Annotated in this window: 13 protein-coding genes; all 13 read right to left on the reverse strand. The window is 59.0% G+C overall.

Features of this window, described 5'->3' with window-relative positions:
- Positions 1-7 precede the first annotated feature (7 nt).
- The 13 genes from traD to LZU96_RS23175 all read right to left on the reverse strand — a co-directional run bounded on the left by traD (position 8) and on the right by LZU96_RS23175 (position 14,670).
- Positions 8-2,170, reverse strand: a complete 2,163-nt coding sequence (gene traD / locus LZU96_RS23115) for a type IV conjugative transfer system coupling protein TraD (RefSeq protein ID WP_233988941.1) — start codon at positions 2,168-2,170, stop codon at positions 8-10.
- 173 nt (positions 2,171-2,343) lie between these two features.
- Entirely contained in the window at positions 2,344-3,255 is a 912-nt protein-coding gene (locus LZU96_RS23120) for a DUF6012 family protein (protein ID WP_233988942.1), read from the reverse strand.
- A gap of 75 nt (positions 3,256-3,330) precedes the next feature.
- A complete protein-coding gene (locus LZU96_RS23125; protein WP_233988943.1) occupies positions 3,331-3,870 on the reverse strand; it encodes a hypothetical protein in 540 nt (179 codons plus the stop codon).
- The gene (gene traG, locus LZU96_RS23130; RefSeq protein WP_233988944.1) at positions 3,870-6,737 is read right to left on the reverse strand and encodes a conjugal transfer mating-pair stabilization protein TraG; all 2,868 of its coding nucleotides are present in this window, start codon (positions 6,735-6,737) and stop codon (positions 3,870-3,872) included. The genes LZU96_RS23125 and traG overlap by 1 nt, the downstream gene beginning before the upstream one ends.
- A 2-nt stretch (positions 6,738-6,739) precedes the next feature.
- Positions 6,740-8,104 (reverse strand): conjugal transfer protein TraH, encoded by a 1,365-nt coding sequence (locus tag LZU96_RS23135; RefSeq protein ID WP_233988945.1) that lies wholly within the window; start codon positions 8,102-8,104, stop codon positions 6,740-6,742.
- Positions 8,104-8,682 (reverse strand): type-F conjugative transfer system pilin assembly thiol-disulfide isomerase TrbB, encoded by a 579-nt coding sequence (gene trbB, locus LZU96_RS23140; RefSeq protein ID WP_233988946.1) that lies wholly within the window; start codon positions 8,680-8,682, stop codon positions 8,104-8,106. The genes LZU96_RS23135 and trbB overlap by 1 nt, the downstream gene beginning before the upstream one ends.
- A gap of 3 nt (positions 8,683-8,685) precedes the next feature.
- Entirely contained in the window at positions 8,686-9,459 is a 774-nt protein-coding gene (gene traF / locus LZU96_RS23145) for a type-F conjugative transfer system pilin assembly protein TraF (RefSeq protein WP_233988947.1), read from the reverse strand.
- A gap of 2 nt (positions 9,460-9,461) precedes the next feature.
- Positions 9,462-11,315 (reverse strand): conjugal transfer protein TraN, encoded by a 1,854-nt coding sequence (locus LZU96_RS23150; protein WP_233988948.1) that lies wholly within the window; start codon positions 11,313-11,315, stop codon positions 9,462-9,464.
- Between the two features lie 55 nt (positions 11,316-11,370).
- On the reverse strand, positions 11,371-11,811 hold the full coding sequence (gene trbC, locus LZU96_RS23155; protein WP_233988949.1) for a type-F conjugative transfer system pilin assembly protein TrbC: 441 nt from the start codon (positions 11,809-11,811) through the stop codon (positions 11,371-11,373).
- 10 nt (positions 11,812-11,821) lie between these two features.
- Positions 11,822-12,826 (reverse strand): conjugal transfer pilus assembly protein TraU, encoded by a 1,005-nt coding sequence (traU, locus tag LZU96_RS23160; protein WP_233988950.1) that lies wholly within the window; start codon positions 12,824-12,826, stop codon positions 11,822-11,824.
- A gap of 1 nt (position 12,827) precedes the next feature.
- Positions 12,828-13,619 carry a DsbA family protein gene (locus LZU96_RS23165; protein WP_233988951.1) on the reverse strand — a complete coding sequence of 264 codons (792 nt, stop codon included), beginning with the start codon at positions 13,617-13,619 and terminating at the stop codon, positions 12,828-12,830.
- A gap of 11 nt (positions 13,620-13,630) precedes the next feature.
- On the reverse strand, positions 13,631-14,281 hold the full coding sequence (gene traW / locus LZU96_RS23170; RefSeq protein ID WP_233988952.1) for a type-F conjugative transfer system protein TraW: 651 nt from the start codon (positions 14,279-14,281) through the stop codon (positions 13,631-13,633).
- Positions 14,282-14,313: 32 nt separating this feature from the next.
- The gene (locus LZU96_RS23175; protein ID WP_084884181.1) at positions 14,314-14,670 is read right to left on the reverse strand and encodes a TrbI F-type domain-containing protein; all 357 of its coding nucleotides are present in this window, start codon (positions 14,668-14,670) and stop codon (positions 14,314-14,316) included.
- Positions 14,671-14,685 lie beyond the last annotated feature (15 nt).

Consider the following 14,685-nt stretch of genomic DNA (forward strand, 5'->3'; position numbering starts at 1 on the left):
ATTCACCTCAGTTGCGGTCCAGACCAAAATCCGCGCTGTTATGTTTAACCACGTCCATAACCTGCAGGCGCTGCTCTGCCTCCTGCTGTGCGGCCGGCGCAGGCGCTGTGGTTTCGGGGGATGGTGATGGTGATGCTTCCGCTGCAGGAGGCGGCAGCGCCACAACGCGCCCGCCTGCTTCGGCAGCTGCCGCCTGAGCCGCTGGAGACGACGCCGTAGCGTTTTCAGCGGGCGCCCCGGCGCTTTGCGTACCGGCAGCGGTCCCGGTGTTGCCCGCGTTCTGTTCGTCTTCAGGTTTTGCAGCCGCTGCAGCTGCGTCACCGAACAGCCGTCCGACAATCTGGCCGGCCTGGTTGTCGGCGGTTTCGCCCGCAAGCGTCGCCTCGATGTCCGGGTCAAACACGTCCTCAACGTCGCGCGGGATGCGCCCTTCAGCAATTTCGCGGTAGGATTTCCAGGGCAGCTTCATCCGTACCACCGGCCACTCGCCCGGCAGGGTGATGTAGCACTCCAGGTCGTTGAGGCTCTGCACGTCGGAATAGCTGACCAGGAACTCATTCACCTCGTCTTTGGAGAACTGCACGCCGTCGCGGATGATGTCGATGCCGTAGCTGTACTGGTCTTTAAACTTCTTGTGTCGCTGTTCGCCGATTTCCTTCTGCACCCAGTCAGCAATCGATCCGCTGGGCGCGCGGTAAAATACGCGGGTGTTCAGCAGGTCCCAGATGGATTTGGCCGCGTTGGTGCCGTAGGTTTCTTCCAGCTGCGGGAAGTTCTGCAGGCCGGCGACGGTGCAGCCGCCGAACTTGCGGCCCTCTGCGCAGAACTCCGGCAGAATGGGCAGCTTGTGCAGGGACGGCAGCTCATCCAGGAAAATCCAGATGCGGCGGTTACGGTCAGCCCTGAGCCCGAGGATGCCGGACATGGTCATGTAGAGCCACGCGCTGAGCAGCGGCTTCAGCGCGTTGTGGTTCTGGCCGTCGCTGGAGATGAAAATCCACGGGTTATCGCCGCTCGCGTCTTCGGTGTGCAGCCAGTCGCGGATGTTGAACGGCCGGCGGCCGTCCTGATCGAGCCCCTGCAGATAGCGCAGCGAGCGGACGTAGGTGGTCAGAATGGTACGGATGGTCATCGCTGTTTTCTCGATGCTGCCGTCCACCAGGTTCGCCGCGTCCGTGCCCTCCAGAAACGCGCGCAGGTCTGCCAGGCTTATGGACATCAGTTTTTTCAGCAGCTCGCCGATGCTGCGGTCCTTTTCGCGAGCCATGCGCCGCGCGGTGGCCACAAACAGCGATCGCGCCGACAACACCCAGAACGGATCGCTGCTGCCGCTGCTGTCAGGAAGCAGGGAGGTCGCAAAGTTTTCAAAGTCTCCTATCGTCTTGCACTCTTCCCACAGGTCCCACGGGGCACAGCGCGCGTCGAAGGGGTTAAGGATGAGGTCTTTATCCTGACGGTAAAAAGTCGGGATAAAGTTATTGCCTTTGTCGTACACGATGACGCGATCGCCGCGCTCGCGCAGCTGGCGCAGCAGGTCGTTCAGCGCGGTACTCTTGCCCGACCCGACGGTGCCGTGAAAGCCGAAGTTCTGCATCTCAGAATCTTTCAGGATGTGCAGACCGCAGATGCTGAGCGGGGACATCACGCCGGCCTTTTTGAGCAGGCGGTTCACAACAGAAGGGTTCGTCGCCAGAATGCGGCCGCCGGTGAGTTCGCTTTCACGCTGCTTCGCGCCTTTGCTGCCCAGAAACCAGGTAATGGCCATAATGGCGGCGACAAAGCTGAAGGCTGAAATGCCCCAGCCATAAAACGCGGTGTCCTTGACGTGCTGACCCATGAGCACGAAGTACGGGTCGTTCATCACCTGCAGCGCGGTGTGCTTGAACGCCACCACTTCACCGTTGGGTCGTTCAAAGTGAAACGTCCAGCCGGCCTGTGAAGGCTTACCGGAAAGCTTCGCCAGTGGCATAATCAGCCACTTAATAAGCCAGTAGGCGCTGCCGTGAACGAACTCCTGCAGCGTGAGGCGCAGCAGCATCCAGCTGAAGAATACCAGTGCAGAAAACAGCACAACCCAGTAGGAGGCGATATTCATGATCTGCACAAACATGCCGATCATGTATTTCATCACCTGACCGCCCTGGGTAAAGTCGCGGGCGTTGAGGCTCATGGAAAGTCCTTTATGTGGAAACAGAGACAGGCGCGCAGGGCTGCGGGCAGGCGAAAGCCAGGCAGAAAGCTGCGCGGGGTTTACTTAAGGTGCGAACGTGCCCGGATGGGCTGACGTGATGTTCCGCCTCCTCCGCCAGACGCAGGGCGCGTCAGGCTGTGCGGCGGGCGGTCTCAGCTCACTGAAACGCGAAACAGGGGCTGATTAATCTGGTATTCGACAAACTGCTTTTCAGTGTCGCTCAGCGCATGAAAGTGCGTGGAGAAGCGGCGGATGCTGTTCATCAGGTTGGTGGTATTGGTAAAAAACACCGGGCAGACGGCGCGAACCTCCTGCAGCACGGGCTGGATTATCGCGGTGAACGCGTCGCGCTTTCCCTCTTCCGTCAGGTCGCTTTCGATAAGATCCTCATGCTCCGTTACCGGACAGACGGTCACGCCCGGATACGCATAAAGCACGCGCAGCGTGTCCGCATATTCCCGCACCTTGCAGTCAAACGCGTCTTCCAGCGCCGGCAGCCGGTCATTGCTGCGGGTAGGCGTCAGCAGGCGTTCGGGCTCCACGGTGGCGGCGGTGAAGTATTCCGTCTGCTGACGGATAATCCCGGCCGCGTCCGCAAGTCGCCAGATTGCCGGCTCGCGCTCGGACGGCCTGTCGCCGGCGCAGACGCTCAGGCGCGGCTGACACGACGCCGGTATCCAGTTTTTAGTCAGGTCCGGTGATTTGTCCCGGAAAGGTGTGTTGAAAACCCCGCTCCAGAGGTGAATAACATCGGTGGCCGCATCGTCGGCGCCCACGATGTGCATGTGTACGCGGTGCGTAGAGACTTCACCCTGCACGGCCCAGCGCGTAATGACGGTAATGTCCGTTACGTGCTTATCCGTGTTCAGCAGAATGCCGTACACCGCCTTGCGCCCTTTTTTACGGCATACATAATGCAGCCGTTTATTGGGCGCAGGGAACCGGACGGTTATATCGCTTTCATTCTGCAAATGCAGGCCTAACTCAGGAATTTCCACATCAATTAAATTAACAGAGACATCGGAGTAGTTGAGAAAAAAAGAAGGAGTTAGATGAATGATCATAAGGCCTCTTTGGAATAGAACAGCAAGCCCCTGTGAAAGGGGCATTATTAACAAAGCAAGATTTTCACTTGAATACTATCTCTTAATATTGTCTTTCACTGCACTTATCGCACCCACGATGGCAGAAACTTGATACCGAGAAATATCCATATTAAAGACAAACATGAGTAAAATTGACCCTACGAAATTCCCCACAACCAACAATGCTACATTCAATTCCGTTATAGCTGACCCTACGCCTAAGAGAATGATAAGAACAGCCCAAGCCAGTCCATAGTGCTTAACTTTCCCTTTCATTATTTTCACGATCTTTAAACTATCAACTTTCTTTTCATCAATCATCGAGAAAAGAACCTCATAGCCATAGAAGAAAGCGAAAATAAACAACCAATTTAAAAATCCAAAACCAAAGAATAAGAACCACTCCCCTTTTGAGTCATCATATTTAAGGGCGAAGGAAATGTAGCTTATTAAACAAAAAAACATATACAGTAAAAAATGACCCAGCACTCTTTTTAAAGGATGAAAGGCGGATGGCACAACTTTTTGCGATGATGACATCGCATTTACTATCAACTTAGACTCACTACTAATTTCGTCGTAAGTTATTTTCATTATTTTTCCTTTCCTTTTTCATCTATCAAGGGATTATCTTTAAGGTAATCCTTGTAAGATTCTGATCTGATATGTGGCATCGATTTTTGATGTTCATCGGCAGCATTTTTATTACGTCCATACTCATTTGACCTTTCTGTAAATTCGCCCATCCGGGTGGCTATTGCATCGTCGGTCTGGCCTTTTCCTTCATTAAGCTGCTGCTGTGCAGCACTTGCCCTATTCTTGACCACGCCCTGCTGAGCTTCAACCTCGTTGTTTACGTCTGTGCGAATATTGTTTCTGGCCACACCGGCCTCAATGCTCGCATTCGCGCTGTTATATGCACCGCCGAACTGAGCAGCTGCAGTGTTTGCCGGTGCACCCATTCCTTCACCGGTATTTCCGGAGTTACGAGCGTAGTCTCCGTCTATGCGTCCCTGCAGCTTCTCAGCAAAGAACTCCTGAACAAGCCCGTCACGCTGTTTCTGTACGCCTTCATCAGACGTGTTGGTAAGGATGGTTTCTGCATTGCCCGGGGAGCGCTGCATTGCCCACTGTACAAACTGCTGTGTGTAGTTGTCACGCGCGCCCGCGCTGAGCGTTTCAGTCTCAGAGGCCATCTTCTGCATTTCATGCGTGTGCGCCTGGCTGGCTGTGTACTGCGCATATTTGCTGTCAGAGGTGGTGATACCGGAGGAAATCTGGTTCATCAGGCCGGACGCGTTATTATCAACGTGCTGGCCGTTATAGGTCGTGCTGTAGTTACGCAGCACGTCCATACCCTGACTGAAGTCCTGAGACTCGCGTGCAGAGATAGTTTGTGAATTGTCGTTACCGCTCTGACCACCTTCGGTCGTTTGCGAGGTTGATCCCACACGTCCTGTTTTTTCAATCCCACCATGTACGTCAGCTTTACCTGATATGCCCGTAGCATATGAGCCCACCTTGCCCCAGAGTGATTTATTACTGTCAAAGCTTGCCTGTACGCGCGCACCGCCGTTAACAGTCAGATCGCGCGATTTGTTTTCAAGCTCCGAGTAGGCCTCATTCAGACTGATATGGTTACGGGTCGCGTAGTCCTGCGCCACGTTCTGCATTTTGTTCACGCGCTCAGCGTCAGTGATGCTCATGCCGGTTGACGCGGACAGGGTTTTCGAATCGCTGTTGCCGAACTGCTCATGGAACTGTTTGAGCTGCGAACCAGTTTCCTGCACCGAGTGGTTATAGCCCTGCGCCGCCATTTCGGTTTGCGCCATGCTGTCGCGCACCGAGCGCTGCGCGGCACTCGCCAGATTCCGGTCAAGATGCAGATCCACCGGCAGGCGGCTGGTTGCGCCGGAGGCGTCATACACCGTCTGCCCGTCCTGCGTCACGGTTCGCATGGCGCTGTTGCCCAGCTGCATGGAGGTGTTACCCTCACGATAAGCGCGGTTCAGGTCCGTTTTATGTCCGTTAATGTTATCCACCTGCACGTTGCCCACGCTCACGTTGCCCGATGCCACCGCGCCGGAGTCTGCTGCAGATGCGCTGCTGAGCGCGCTGCCGAGGCTGGAGCTGAGGCTGGCAAAGCCCTGACCAAGCCCGGTGAACAGCCGGAACGCCAGGAACGGGATGGACAGCATCAGCCAGCCGGCGATGCCCGCCGTGGTGGTGCTGGTTTCCATCAGGCGGTTCATATTAGAGAGCGTCGGCCCCGTGGCGTGAAAGCTGTTCTGCGTGCTGTAGTTCACCGCAAAGTTAAAGATGGCGAACATCACTGGCCACAGCATCAGGCTGCACATAAAGTTCAGATAGCTCTTGATGACGGACCAGGCGATTTCCCGCACGTACAGCGCCAGCACCATGACCGGGAAGATGCAGATGCAGAACAGCATCAGCACCGTGTGCAGCTGCGGCAGCACCTCCGTCGCGATGGTGTAGCTGACCGCGTGCGACAGGCGCAGCTTCATCAGCGACTGCTCGGACGCGATGTCCACCATTGAGGCGGTATCATTCATGCCCTTCACATAGCTGTTCAGTCCCCGACGCAGGCCCGCGACGGCGATATTCTGCATCATGATCGTCTGTGCCGACTTGCTGCTGTCAAAAAAGTAGTCGTAAGAGCCCGCCAGCTGCTCGGCGTACACCGTCTGCGGCGCCCGGTTGCCCGGCAGCATTCTGGCTGCATGGTCCATGAAGGTCGCGCCGGTATTGTTACCCTGTGCCGTCAGCAGCGTTTTCAGTCGCGGCGCGGCCTCGCGGCAGACCATAAACGTGGTGCCGGTGGCGTCGCGCCAGTAGACGCCGCGCAGCGGACTCGCGTTTTCAAAAATCAGGGATGCCACGTCCTCCGACTCCATCACGTCCTGCATGCTGTACTTGTGGTTCAGCATGATGTCCGGCACCACGCAGTTCTTTGCGAACTCTCCCATGTTATATGTCAGCACCGGGTCACGGCTCTGAATGGTGAAGCTGTCCTGCATCAGCCTGCTCGCAAACAGCATGCCGGTTTTGGTGTAGGCACGCTCGTCCGGGAAGTGGAAGAAGTCTTCGTAGGTGGTCGTTATTGTGTATCCGACGCCGGTGACCAGATACAGTGGCAGGGCAAGTCCCGCCGGCACGTTATCCACCCGCCCGATGGTGTCCGGGGCAGTCAGGTCATTAACCACCACCGTGACTTTTGGCGTCAGCAGCAGGGCGGTGACCAGCACGAACGTCAGCCCCCACCCGAACATGGCCGTCATGTTGTGCGTGCGCAGGTAAGTCATCACGCAGAAGGCGATGCCCAGCATCTCCGCCACCCACACGGTGCTTTTCCAGCCGCCGTTCTCCATCACGGCCGCAACCGCATTTAGGCCCATCGTGATCATGCCGCCGGAGCTGACCACCCATATATCAAGCGCCATGCTTACCCCCCGAACTGATAGTTAGACAGCACGCTGTCGGAAACGGATGACGAGAGCTGCTGCCGCGTTTCAGACAGGCTGCGGTCATACTCCGCCAGCCCGTTCTGCTGCACCTGGATGCGCGCGACGCGCTGGCTCAGCTCGTTGCGCACCTGACGCAGGTTCTCGCGAAAGTGCTTGTTCTCTTCCTCGGTATCGAGCGTGCCCGCCGCCCCGCTCGCGGCCACGTCGATCAGCCCGTTGATGTAGGACATCACCATGTCAGCCGCAATATACTCCGCCAGACTGCTGACCACGCTCTGATCCATACCCACCGACGCAGAGTCGATGGTGTAACGCAGGATGCGCACTCGGGTGCTGCTGACCAGCGCCTTCTCATTGTCGTTAAGCGCAGTGTCGCTGCGCGCCTTATCAAAGATGTCGTTGAGCATGCTGCGCACCCGGCCGGTCATGCCCTCATCTTCCGAAAGCGTCAGCTCCGCGATAGTCGGCGACAGGCAAGTATTGTTGTCGTTGCAGCGGTAGATTTTCTCGGTCCCGCCGTTCAGAAGCGTGTTGAACATCGACTCGCTGCCCCCGCGCGGCTGCAGGAATGTCGGGTTGCCGTTCGCGTCATAAATCACCGTGCCGACCATCGACATGATGAACTCCTTCAGCGCGCGATCGTTGCTGAAGAACTGGTTGAGCTTCGTGAACGTGTCCCACGTCAGGTTACGGTTGCGCGGGATGCGCTTTTTCTCTTCCTCGGTCGCCTTGTCGAATACGCTGTTCGTCTCCCCGCCCACGCCGCAGCCCTGACGGGATGCCGCCCAGTCAGAGAACACGTCGTGCTTGGTGCCGAGGTCCTGACAGATTTGCGAGCTGGCCGCCTGGGTTTTTGGCCACAGGCCACCGACGATAGACTGCGCGGCCTGGCAGGTGGAGATGTTCATATTATTGGTGTCCGCCGCGAGCTTCTGCAGGTAGTCCTTCACGGCTTTACACTGCGGACAGATGGTTTCGAGCCCGAGGTCGAAGGCGTAACCGGCGGCGTTGCTCAGGATCTGCTTGCCCATGATTTTGATGCTGTCGCTGTTGATGAAGCTGAACGAGCCCAGATAGGCGTCGATGCCGCCGCAGCCCGACTTAATGTCCGGGAGCGTCACCGAAATCAGCTGGATGTTGCGCACCGGCGTGCGGATAAAGAGGTTACCGCCGGTCAGGTAGCCCGCCGACTGTCCCTGCCACGCGGCCGCCTGGGTGTAGTTACCGCCGCCGCCGCCCATGTCGTTAAAGAACTTGTTGATGTCGTTCTGCACGTCCGCGTTCGCGGCAGCGGAGAACAGCAGGCCGGCCGCAATGCCGGCATTCAGCACAAACTTACTCATCACAGCACCCCCAGCCGCACGGCCAGTGCAAAAGACTCGTCCAGACGCTGCTTCAGCGCCTCCTCACTCATTTCCCCCTGCGACAGCGGGATCGTCACCAGCGACTGCGTGTTGATAATAAAGTCAGTGGGCGTCGCCTGCGGCAGCTCTGCGAAGAAGTCCTTCAGGATGCCGTTGTTCACGGGCATAACCTTCGGGAACACCGCGTCACCCTTGCCGTCGAAGCTATAGACAAACACCCCGATGCCGGTCTGCTCGGACACCGACTTCAGGGTCGGGTTGAAGCGGTGGCAGTACGGGCAGTCGGAGCGGACAAAGTGCACGATCTGCCAGTGGCCCACGTCCACGCGGCGACCGTCGCTCAGGTGATACCAGACCGGCTTTGCCACCGACGTCTGCGGTCGTGCAGCGGGCGTATCTGAGGTGGCGCTTTTCTCTGGCTGGCTATCCGGCTGTGCGGACGCGGACGCGTCTGCCCCCTCTTTCGCCTGCTCCAGGCGGGCAATGTCGTCAATCGTGCTGGCCGTGGCCAGCACCGGCGTGAGCATCAGCAGTACGGCAAAAAGTTTTGCAATCATGGGTTAATCCTCGGGCTGGAAGTCGGTAACGATGTTGAGCATGCGGCGCGCCAGGTCGTCCTGGGTGATGAACCCGTAGGCCAGCGGTTGGTATTTCTTCGTGCGCGGCTCCACCAGGTAGATGGCCGGGAAGTGTTCTATCTTCATCTTTTCCGCCTGACCGGCGTTCTGCCGGGTGTCCGGCAGATCCGGGCTGGCCCGTCCGTCCACGGTCACGGGGATCACGGTCAGGCCGTACTGCTCGCTGAACTCTTTCACCACGCCGCCGAGCCGGTTATCCAGCGGCTCGTTTCCGCGATAGAAGAAGAACACGCCATAGCGCTGGTTGACGTAGCGGATCGCCGCCTGCTGCTTCTGGCGCTGCTCGGTGTACTGGATGTTGGCGGTGCCGTTGTAGAACGGGTGCTTCAGGCTGTAGTCCAGCTCCGGGTTGTCCAGCAGCACCTTCTCCCAGCGCGAGGCGAACATGCTGGCCTGATTGACCATCCAGTCCTGCACGATTTTGTAGCGCCGGATGTTCTCGGTGGAGGGGTGCAGCATCGCCTCGTTCATCAAGTTGTCGCGAAACGCCTGCAGGCGCTTCATCTTCTGCGTGGGTGTTTCCTGCGGCGCAGCGTGCGGCGGCGCCGGCTGCTCTTCTTCGTCCTTTTTTACCGGCTCGTTGTACCAGTACCAGCCGACCGCCGGATCATAGTTGTAGCCGTCCGGCTTTTTTTCCTCTGCCGCGTGCAGCGGCGATACCGCCAGCAGCAGCGCGAGGCTGATGAGTTTTCTCACGCTTAATCTCCTGATTTGAGGCTGTTCTGGATGTCGGAGGTGATGCGCTGGTTCAGCGCGTCCTGGTCGGGCAGTTTGATGTTGCTGTTGAGGTCGTCGTAGAAGTCGCTGAAGTCGATGCGATCGAACTTAATGCCCTGCAGCTCGGCAACCTTTATTCCCCTGCAGTCCGGGCTTTCACCCGAGCCGAAGCTGATGCCCAGCTGGTCGCGGCGCCCCTGCTCCTGCACGATGCGGGCAAGCTTGCTGTCAAATACGCAGTAGCCCTCTTTCTGCTGCAGGCAGACCCCGAGCACCTTTTTCGAGCAGTAGGAGCCGACCTTCACGACCAGCTTTTTCTCTTTGCCGGTGCCGATCTCCTTCTCCTCGGTGTTGCAGTGCGCGAGCCCCGCGCTTTGCCCCCAGCCGCCGCTTTTGCAGCAGTTGCTGAAGCCCGCCGCGCTCTTGCGGCAGGCCATCGCCTTGCCCGTAAAAGCCGTCACTGAGTTCGGATCCATGCCCGCGAAGTCCTTGCCCGCGGCGGCGAGCGCGGCCAGCTGCGACACCGCCATTTCAAAGTTCTGGTTCTGGCCCGCCTGCATCGCCGAGCAGCTGCCGTCCGAGCAGTAAAACTCCGAGCCGCAGACGTAGCCGGTGCTTTTCACGGTGTGCGCGCACTGATAGGTCAGCTTGCTGTAGACGCAGAGGTTGCCGATTTTCTGGGTGCAGGTGCGTGTGCCTTCGCTGCAGTTCGGATCGTCGATATATGCCTGACAGGTGTTGGTATCGTCTTCGAACACGTTCCACTGGGTGGTGTAGCCCCAGCAGTCGCTGTAGACGCTGTAGGCCTGCCCGCCCACGGTCACCGAACGGGTGCCGCCCGGGTCGCTGCAGACCTCGCTCATCTTCACCGCGTCGCCCATGTCGGCCGGGCAGCTGTCGGTCCATTCGATGCCTGCCTGGACCGTGTCACGCAGCGCCTGCATGGGCAAAGTGACGTGAAAGATGCTTGTACCGCTGGCAATTGCTTTAATCAGGCTATCCCGCGCCTCTGAGTAATGACCATCCGTGTCGTAACGCACAAACATCGATACCGTCTGCCCTTTACTCACTTTCTGCGTCGCAATGCCAAAGTCTCCGTTTCGGTTCGGTTTGGCCTTGACTGTCGTGCCAAACGCCTGGATGGAGTACCAGAGGCGGTTACCTGATTCTCCGTGATATGAAGGCGCGCGCGGATATTCATATGCCCAGACTCCACTACTGATGGTGCCGTCTTCAGGAACCGTAAAGTCATAGCGTATCCAGTAGTTATCGAGCAAAACGGCCGTCGAGCTGCCGGCGTTGAGCACCAGCTGCGTGCTGTACTCCTCATACGATCCGCTCGTCACGATAGTCGCCTTGCGCGTACAGGACTGCGAAAGCGGGGTGGCCATTTCACAGCTGTGCGTGGTGTAGGTGGTTTTGTTTAGCTCCTGAGCCACGCACTGGCTGCCGTTTACGCCGGTGATAGCGTTGGCGTTTTCGCGGATTTCGTCGCTGTACTTCATCATGTCCGAGTCGTAACTGATTTTGTCCGCCGGGTTGTTCACGTAGGACTCGCGCGCGGTCTGCCCGAGGTCAGACTCGCTCAATTCCGTTTGCCCCTTAACGTCAATGTTCGATGACGTCTGGGTCGGGCCGCTGTAGTAGCCGCGCTGCGGCGCGTCTGAACTGTAATTATCGAAATAGCCGTTCGGATCGGCGCTGGTCGTGCCGTCTGCGGATTTGCCGGCGTTAATGCCTTCCTGGTTTGAGGCGTCCATCGACGCCGCCAGGGCGCCGGCCGACAGGCAGGTCAGCAGCAGGCCCTGCAGCAGAGAGCGGGTTGCTTTTTTCATCAGGGTTTCCGGTAAGGTGATAAGAATTGCCCGCCGCAGCGGGCAGCGGGGTCGGTCAGGGCCTGTTGCGGCAGTCGCCGCGCGTCTCGATCATGCTCAGCGCCTGATTCAGCGCCACATTGCCGTACACGATGTCGAAGCGGTCGCCGCACTTCTTCACCAGCGCCGGCACCTGCTTCACCCCGTAGCGGTCAAAGCGCACCGGGTCTATCTGCACGCCGCGGACCTTATAGGTGCTGACCATGTACATCATGTACTTTGCGGTCTGCTCCATGCTGTCGCCGACCAGTCCTCTGAAGTACACCGGGATATCCCGGGATTCGGCCGCCTTCATCAGAATGGCCATCTCCTTTTCGGGTACGGAGGCAGACAGGAAATAGGCCGTCTCGTTTTCCGTACTGCCGACCTGCGTGCCCTGCGGCGCGTCTTCCGCCACGGCCGTCAGTGCAGCCGTCAGGCCAGCGGCCAGCAGCAGCGTGTTGCGTGTTTTCCTCATGTGTCCTCGCTTAAAGCACGACGCAGTTGCGCTTTTTCCAGATGAGATAGCCGTAATTCTTTTTGGTGGTCGGCATTTCCTTGCCGGTCTGCCACAACATCACGTTGCGCCCAAAGGGATGACACGACGCCACGTCCGGGATGGTGTTAACCATCTGATAGCGATAGCGGCTTTTTGGCATGATCGCGGACGGGTACTCGTAGCAGACGGCGGTGTTTTGCGGCACGGTATCGAGGATGAGTCCCTCGCGGTGCAGCTTGAAGTCCATGCGCTCGGAGAGCAGCGCCCCGCTGTTGAGCCCGCTCGACTCGTTCACGATGTTGCCGGTGAACGGGTACATCGAGCCGTGCGAGCCTGCACACCAAAACAGGGCATCAATTGGCTTACTCACCCCGGCCGCGACCGCGTCAGCGGCGCAGGCCATCTGCGCAATCGGGTTCGCAAACAGCATCACTTCCGGGTTCAGGAACAGCGCCAGGTTGTCGTTCTGCCAGGTCGGGTCCAGCTCTGACAGGTAGCCGATGTCATATTCCCCGCCTTGCATGCACATTTCCGAGGTAATAATGTTGAGCCAGGAGATCAGCGGGTACTTGTACCAGTGGACGTGATAGAACGTGCCCGGGTTCTCGTTCGCAGTTTTCGTGCCGGTGCCGGTGCCGGTGTTCGGAATGTTGATGTTAAAGCCGCCCATGTTCACCATGCAGCCGGGCGAGCGCGTCACGTCGGTCATCGCAAACGGCTCCCAGAAGCCAATCGCGATGCCCGGGCGCTCAAAAATGGGCGGCGGCGCCGGGCAGAACTGAATGGGCGATGACGGGTTTTCGGTATCCGGCAGCGATCCGGCCGAGACCTGCACGCTGCCAATGCTCATCGGGAACAGGCACTCCCAGCACACGTCGGTGATAGGGTTGACCCAGCGGCCCTCGCAGGTCAGGGACGTGTTGCCGTTGTCCGCCGCCGCGGCCGGCTGGCAGACCCACACCGCGAGCGCCAGTAAAACCGTGCGCCAGGCCATATCAGCCTCCTTTCTTCACGCCGCCGCGCGCTTTTTCCACCGCCGCCTGCAGCGCCTGCAGGTCAGTCGCCCCCGGGATAACGCTGACGTTCTCAGCGGTGGCGCCCGTCACCGGCATGATGAAGAATGCCGGCGTGCCCTGAATGCCGAGGCGTCGGGCCAGCTGGTTGTTGTTCTCCAGCGTCGCAGCCGTTGCCTCAACCTCTTCTTTCGGCGTCGTGGTCACGCCCGCCTTCACCGCCGCCTGGCGGATGTCTTCATCCAGCAGCTTCCCTTCGTTGTGGCCGGTCGCGTAGAGCGCGGCGTGGTAGCGGTGGTACGCCTCTGCGCCGCCTTTCCTGTACACAGACAGGCCAACTTTCGCCGCCTGTACCGATGCGGGCCAGCGGCTGCCGAAAATCGGCCACTCCTTATAGATGAAGCGCACGTTCGGGTTCTGACTGATGAACTGCTCCACGGTCGGTGCGACCTTCGCGCAGTAGATGCACTGGTAGTCAAAGAACTGGATGACCGCGACGTCGCCCTTCGGGTGCAGCACCGGCGAGGTCGGATCGTTCAGCAGCCCGTCCTGCTCCTTCAGCGCTGCGCTGGCGGCGGAGGCCATCTGTTTTTCTTGCGACTGCGCCTGCAGCTTCTGGCTCATCTCAATCAGGATTTCCGGGTGCGCGCGCAGGTAGTCTGCTGCAATCTCGCCGATCTGCGCCTTCTGCGCATCGCTAAAGGCGTTGTCAGCGGCAATCGCGTGGCCGGACAGGCTCAGCGTCAGGGCGGCGGCGAGGATGTGCTTTTTCATGTGTGGCTCCGTTAGCGGTCGGGAAGACCGAATTCAGTAATAAGGAAGAGTTTCTGACCGGGCGCCTGCTTTACTTCCGCAGGCACCTGCGTGATGCCGAACTTTTTCGTGATGTTGCCGGTCTGGTCGAAGTAGACCCGGCTGCCGAGGGCCTGCGCGCTGTCGCGCACGTTGCCGTTAACCAGAATGACGCGGGAAGTCGTTGTGCGGGGCACCTGCTGCTTCATCCAGGTAATCTGCCGGTCGTCGTCGGCGTCGATGAAGTACAGCGTCTCGTCAAACACCGGTATGACGTCAAACGGGTTCACCACCTGGCCTTTATGCGCGAACACCACGCCGTTCTGGTCGGCAATGTCGCGCTGCACCGTGAACGACGGGTCAAACAGGCGGCTGTGCGTCTCGCGCGCGGTAGTGAGTCCCTCCACCGGCGGCGGGCGCATCGCCTCGTCCTCGGCCTTTTTCTGCATGTCCCGCTCGATGTCGGCCTGCGACCGGCCAGCAAAGTGCTCTTTCAGGTTGTCTTTCAGGACCGCGATCAGGTTGCGCTCGCGGATATCCCAGGTATCGCCGTATGTGCCCAGCTCGACCGCGCTCGCCTGCAGGCTGAGCGTGGCGAGCAGCGCGCCGGCAGCCAGGCGCGCCAGCGAAGTTGCGTGTGTCATCGGGAGGCTCCCGTTGGGGTGATCGGACAGGGTTACTGCGGCGGGTTACCGGCCTTCATCAGCTCGGCGAGGCGTGCCTGAATCTCTGGCGTAGCGTCGGGCAGGCCAGTGACCACGGCGGGGCTCACCAGAATGGCCGCACCGTGCTCGCTGGCATATTCCGCCGTTGCGGTGGTGACGCTGCGGTCAAAGCGGGTCAGCAGCGCCTTACGCTGATCATCGTTCAGGTCCAGCTTCGCAGTCTGTCGGATAAGCGCATTAGTCGTGCCCTTCATGTCGAAGGTGACCAGCGCCGGCGGCTTCAGCCAGAGGAACCAGGCGGCCGCGCATACGCTCACGCTGAGCAACATGGATGCTGCGATACAGGCCGCGCTCTGTTTTAAGTCCATTTCAGACTCCTTTGC

This window comes from Pantoea agglomerans (assembly GCF_021397715.1).
Taxonomy (GTDB): Bacteria; Pseudomonadota; Gammaproteobacteria; order Enterobacterales; family Enterobacteriaceae; genus Pantoea; species Pantoea astica.

Excerpts from the sequence above, each read along its gene's own strand:
- traD (WP_233988941.1), bottom strand. The coding sequence starts at position 2,170 with ATGAGCCTCAACGCCCGCGACTTTACCCAGGGCGGTCAGGTGATGAAA.
- LZU96_RS23120 (WP_233988942.1), bottom strand. The coding sequence starts at position 3,255 with ATGATCATTCATCTAACTCCTTCTTTTTTTCTCAACTACTCCGATGTC.
- traU (WP_233988950.1), bottom strand. The coding sequence starts at position 12,826 with ATGGCCTGGCGCACGGTTTTACTGGCGCTCGCGGTGTGGGTCTGCCAG.
- LZU96_RS23125 (WP_233988943.1), bottom strand. The coding sequence starts at position 3,870 with ATGAAAATAACTTACGACGAAATTAGTAGTGAGTCTAAGTTGATAGTA.
- trbB (WP_233988946.1), bottom strand. The coding sequence starts at position 8,682 with ATGATTGCAAAACTTTTTGCCGTACTGCTGATGCTCACGCCGGTGCTG.
- LZU96_RS23175 (WP_084884181.1), bottom strand. The coding sequence starts at position 14,670 with ATGGACTTAAAACAGAGCGCGGCCTGTATCGCAGCATCCATGTTGCTC.
- LZU96_RS23150 (WP_233988948.1), bottom strand. The coding sequence starts at position 11,315 with ATGAAAAAAGCAACCCGCTCTCTGCTGCAGGGCCTGCTGCTGACCTGC.
- traG (WP_233988944.1), bottom strand. The coding sequence starts at position 6,737 with ATGGCGCTTGATATATGGGTGGTCAGCTCCGGCGGCATGATCACGATG.
- trbC (WP_233988949.1), bottom strand. The coding sequence starts at position 11,811 with ATGAGGAAAACACGCAACACGCTGCTGCTGGCCGCTGGCCTGACGGCT.
- LZU96_RS23135 (WP_233988945.1), bottom strand. The coding sequence starts at position 8,104 with ATGAGTAAGTTTGTGCTGAATGCCGGCATTGCGGCCGGCCTGCTGTTC.
- LZU96_RS23165 (WP_233988951.1), bottom strand. The coding sequence starts at position 13,619 with ATGAAAAAGCACATCCTCGCCGCCGCCCTGACGCTGAGCCTGTCCGGC.
- traW (WP_233988952.1), bottom strand. The coding sequence starts at position 14,281 with ATGACACACGCAACTTCGCTGGCGCGCCTGGCTGCCGGCGCGCTGCTC.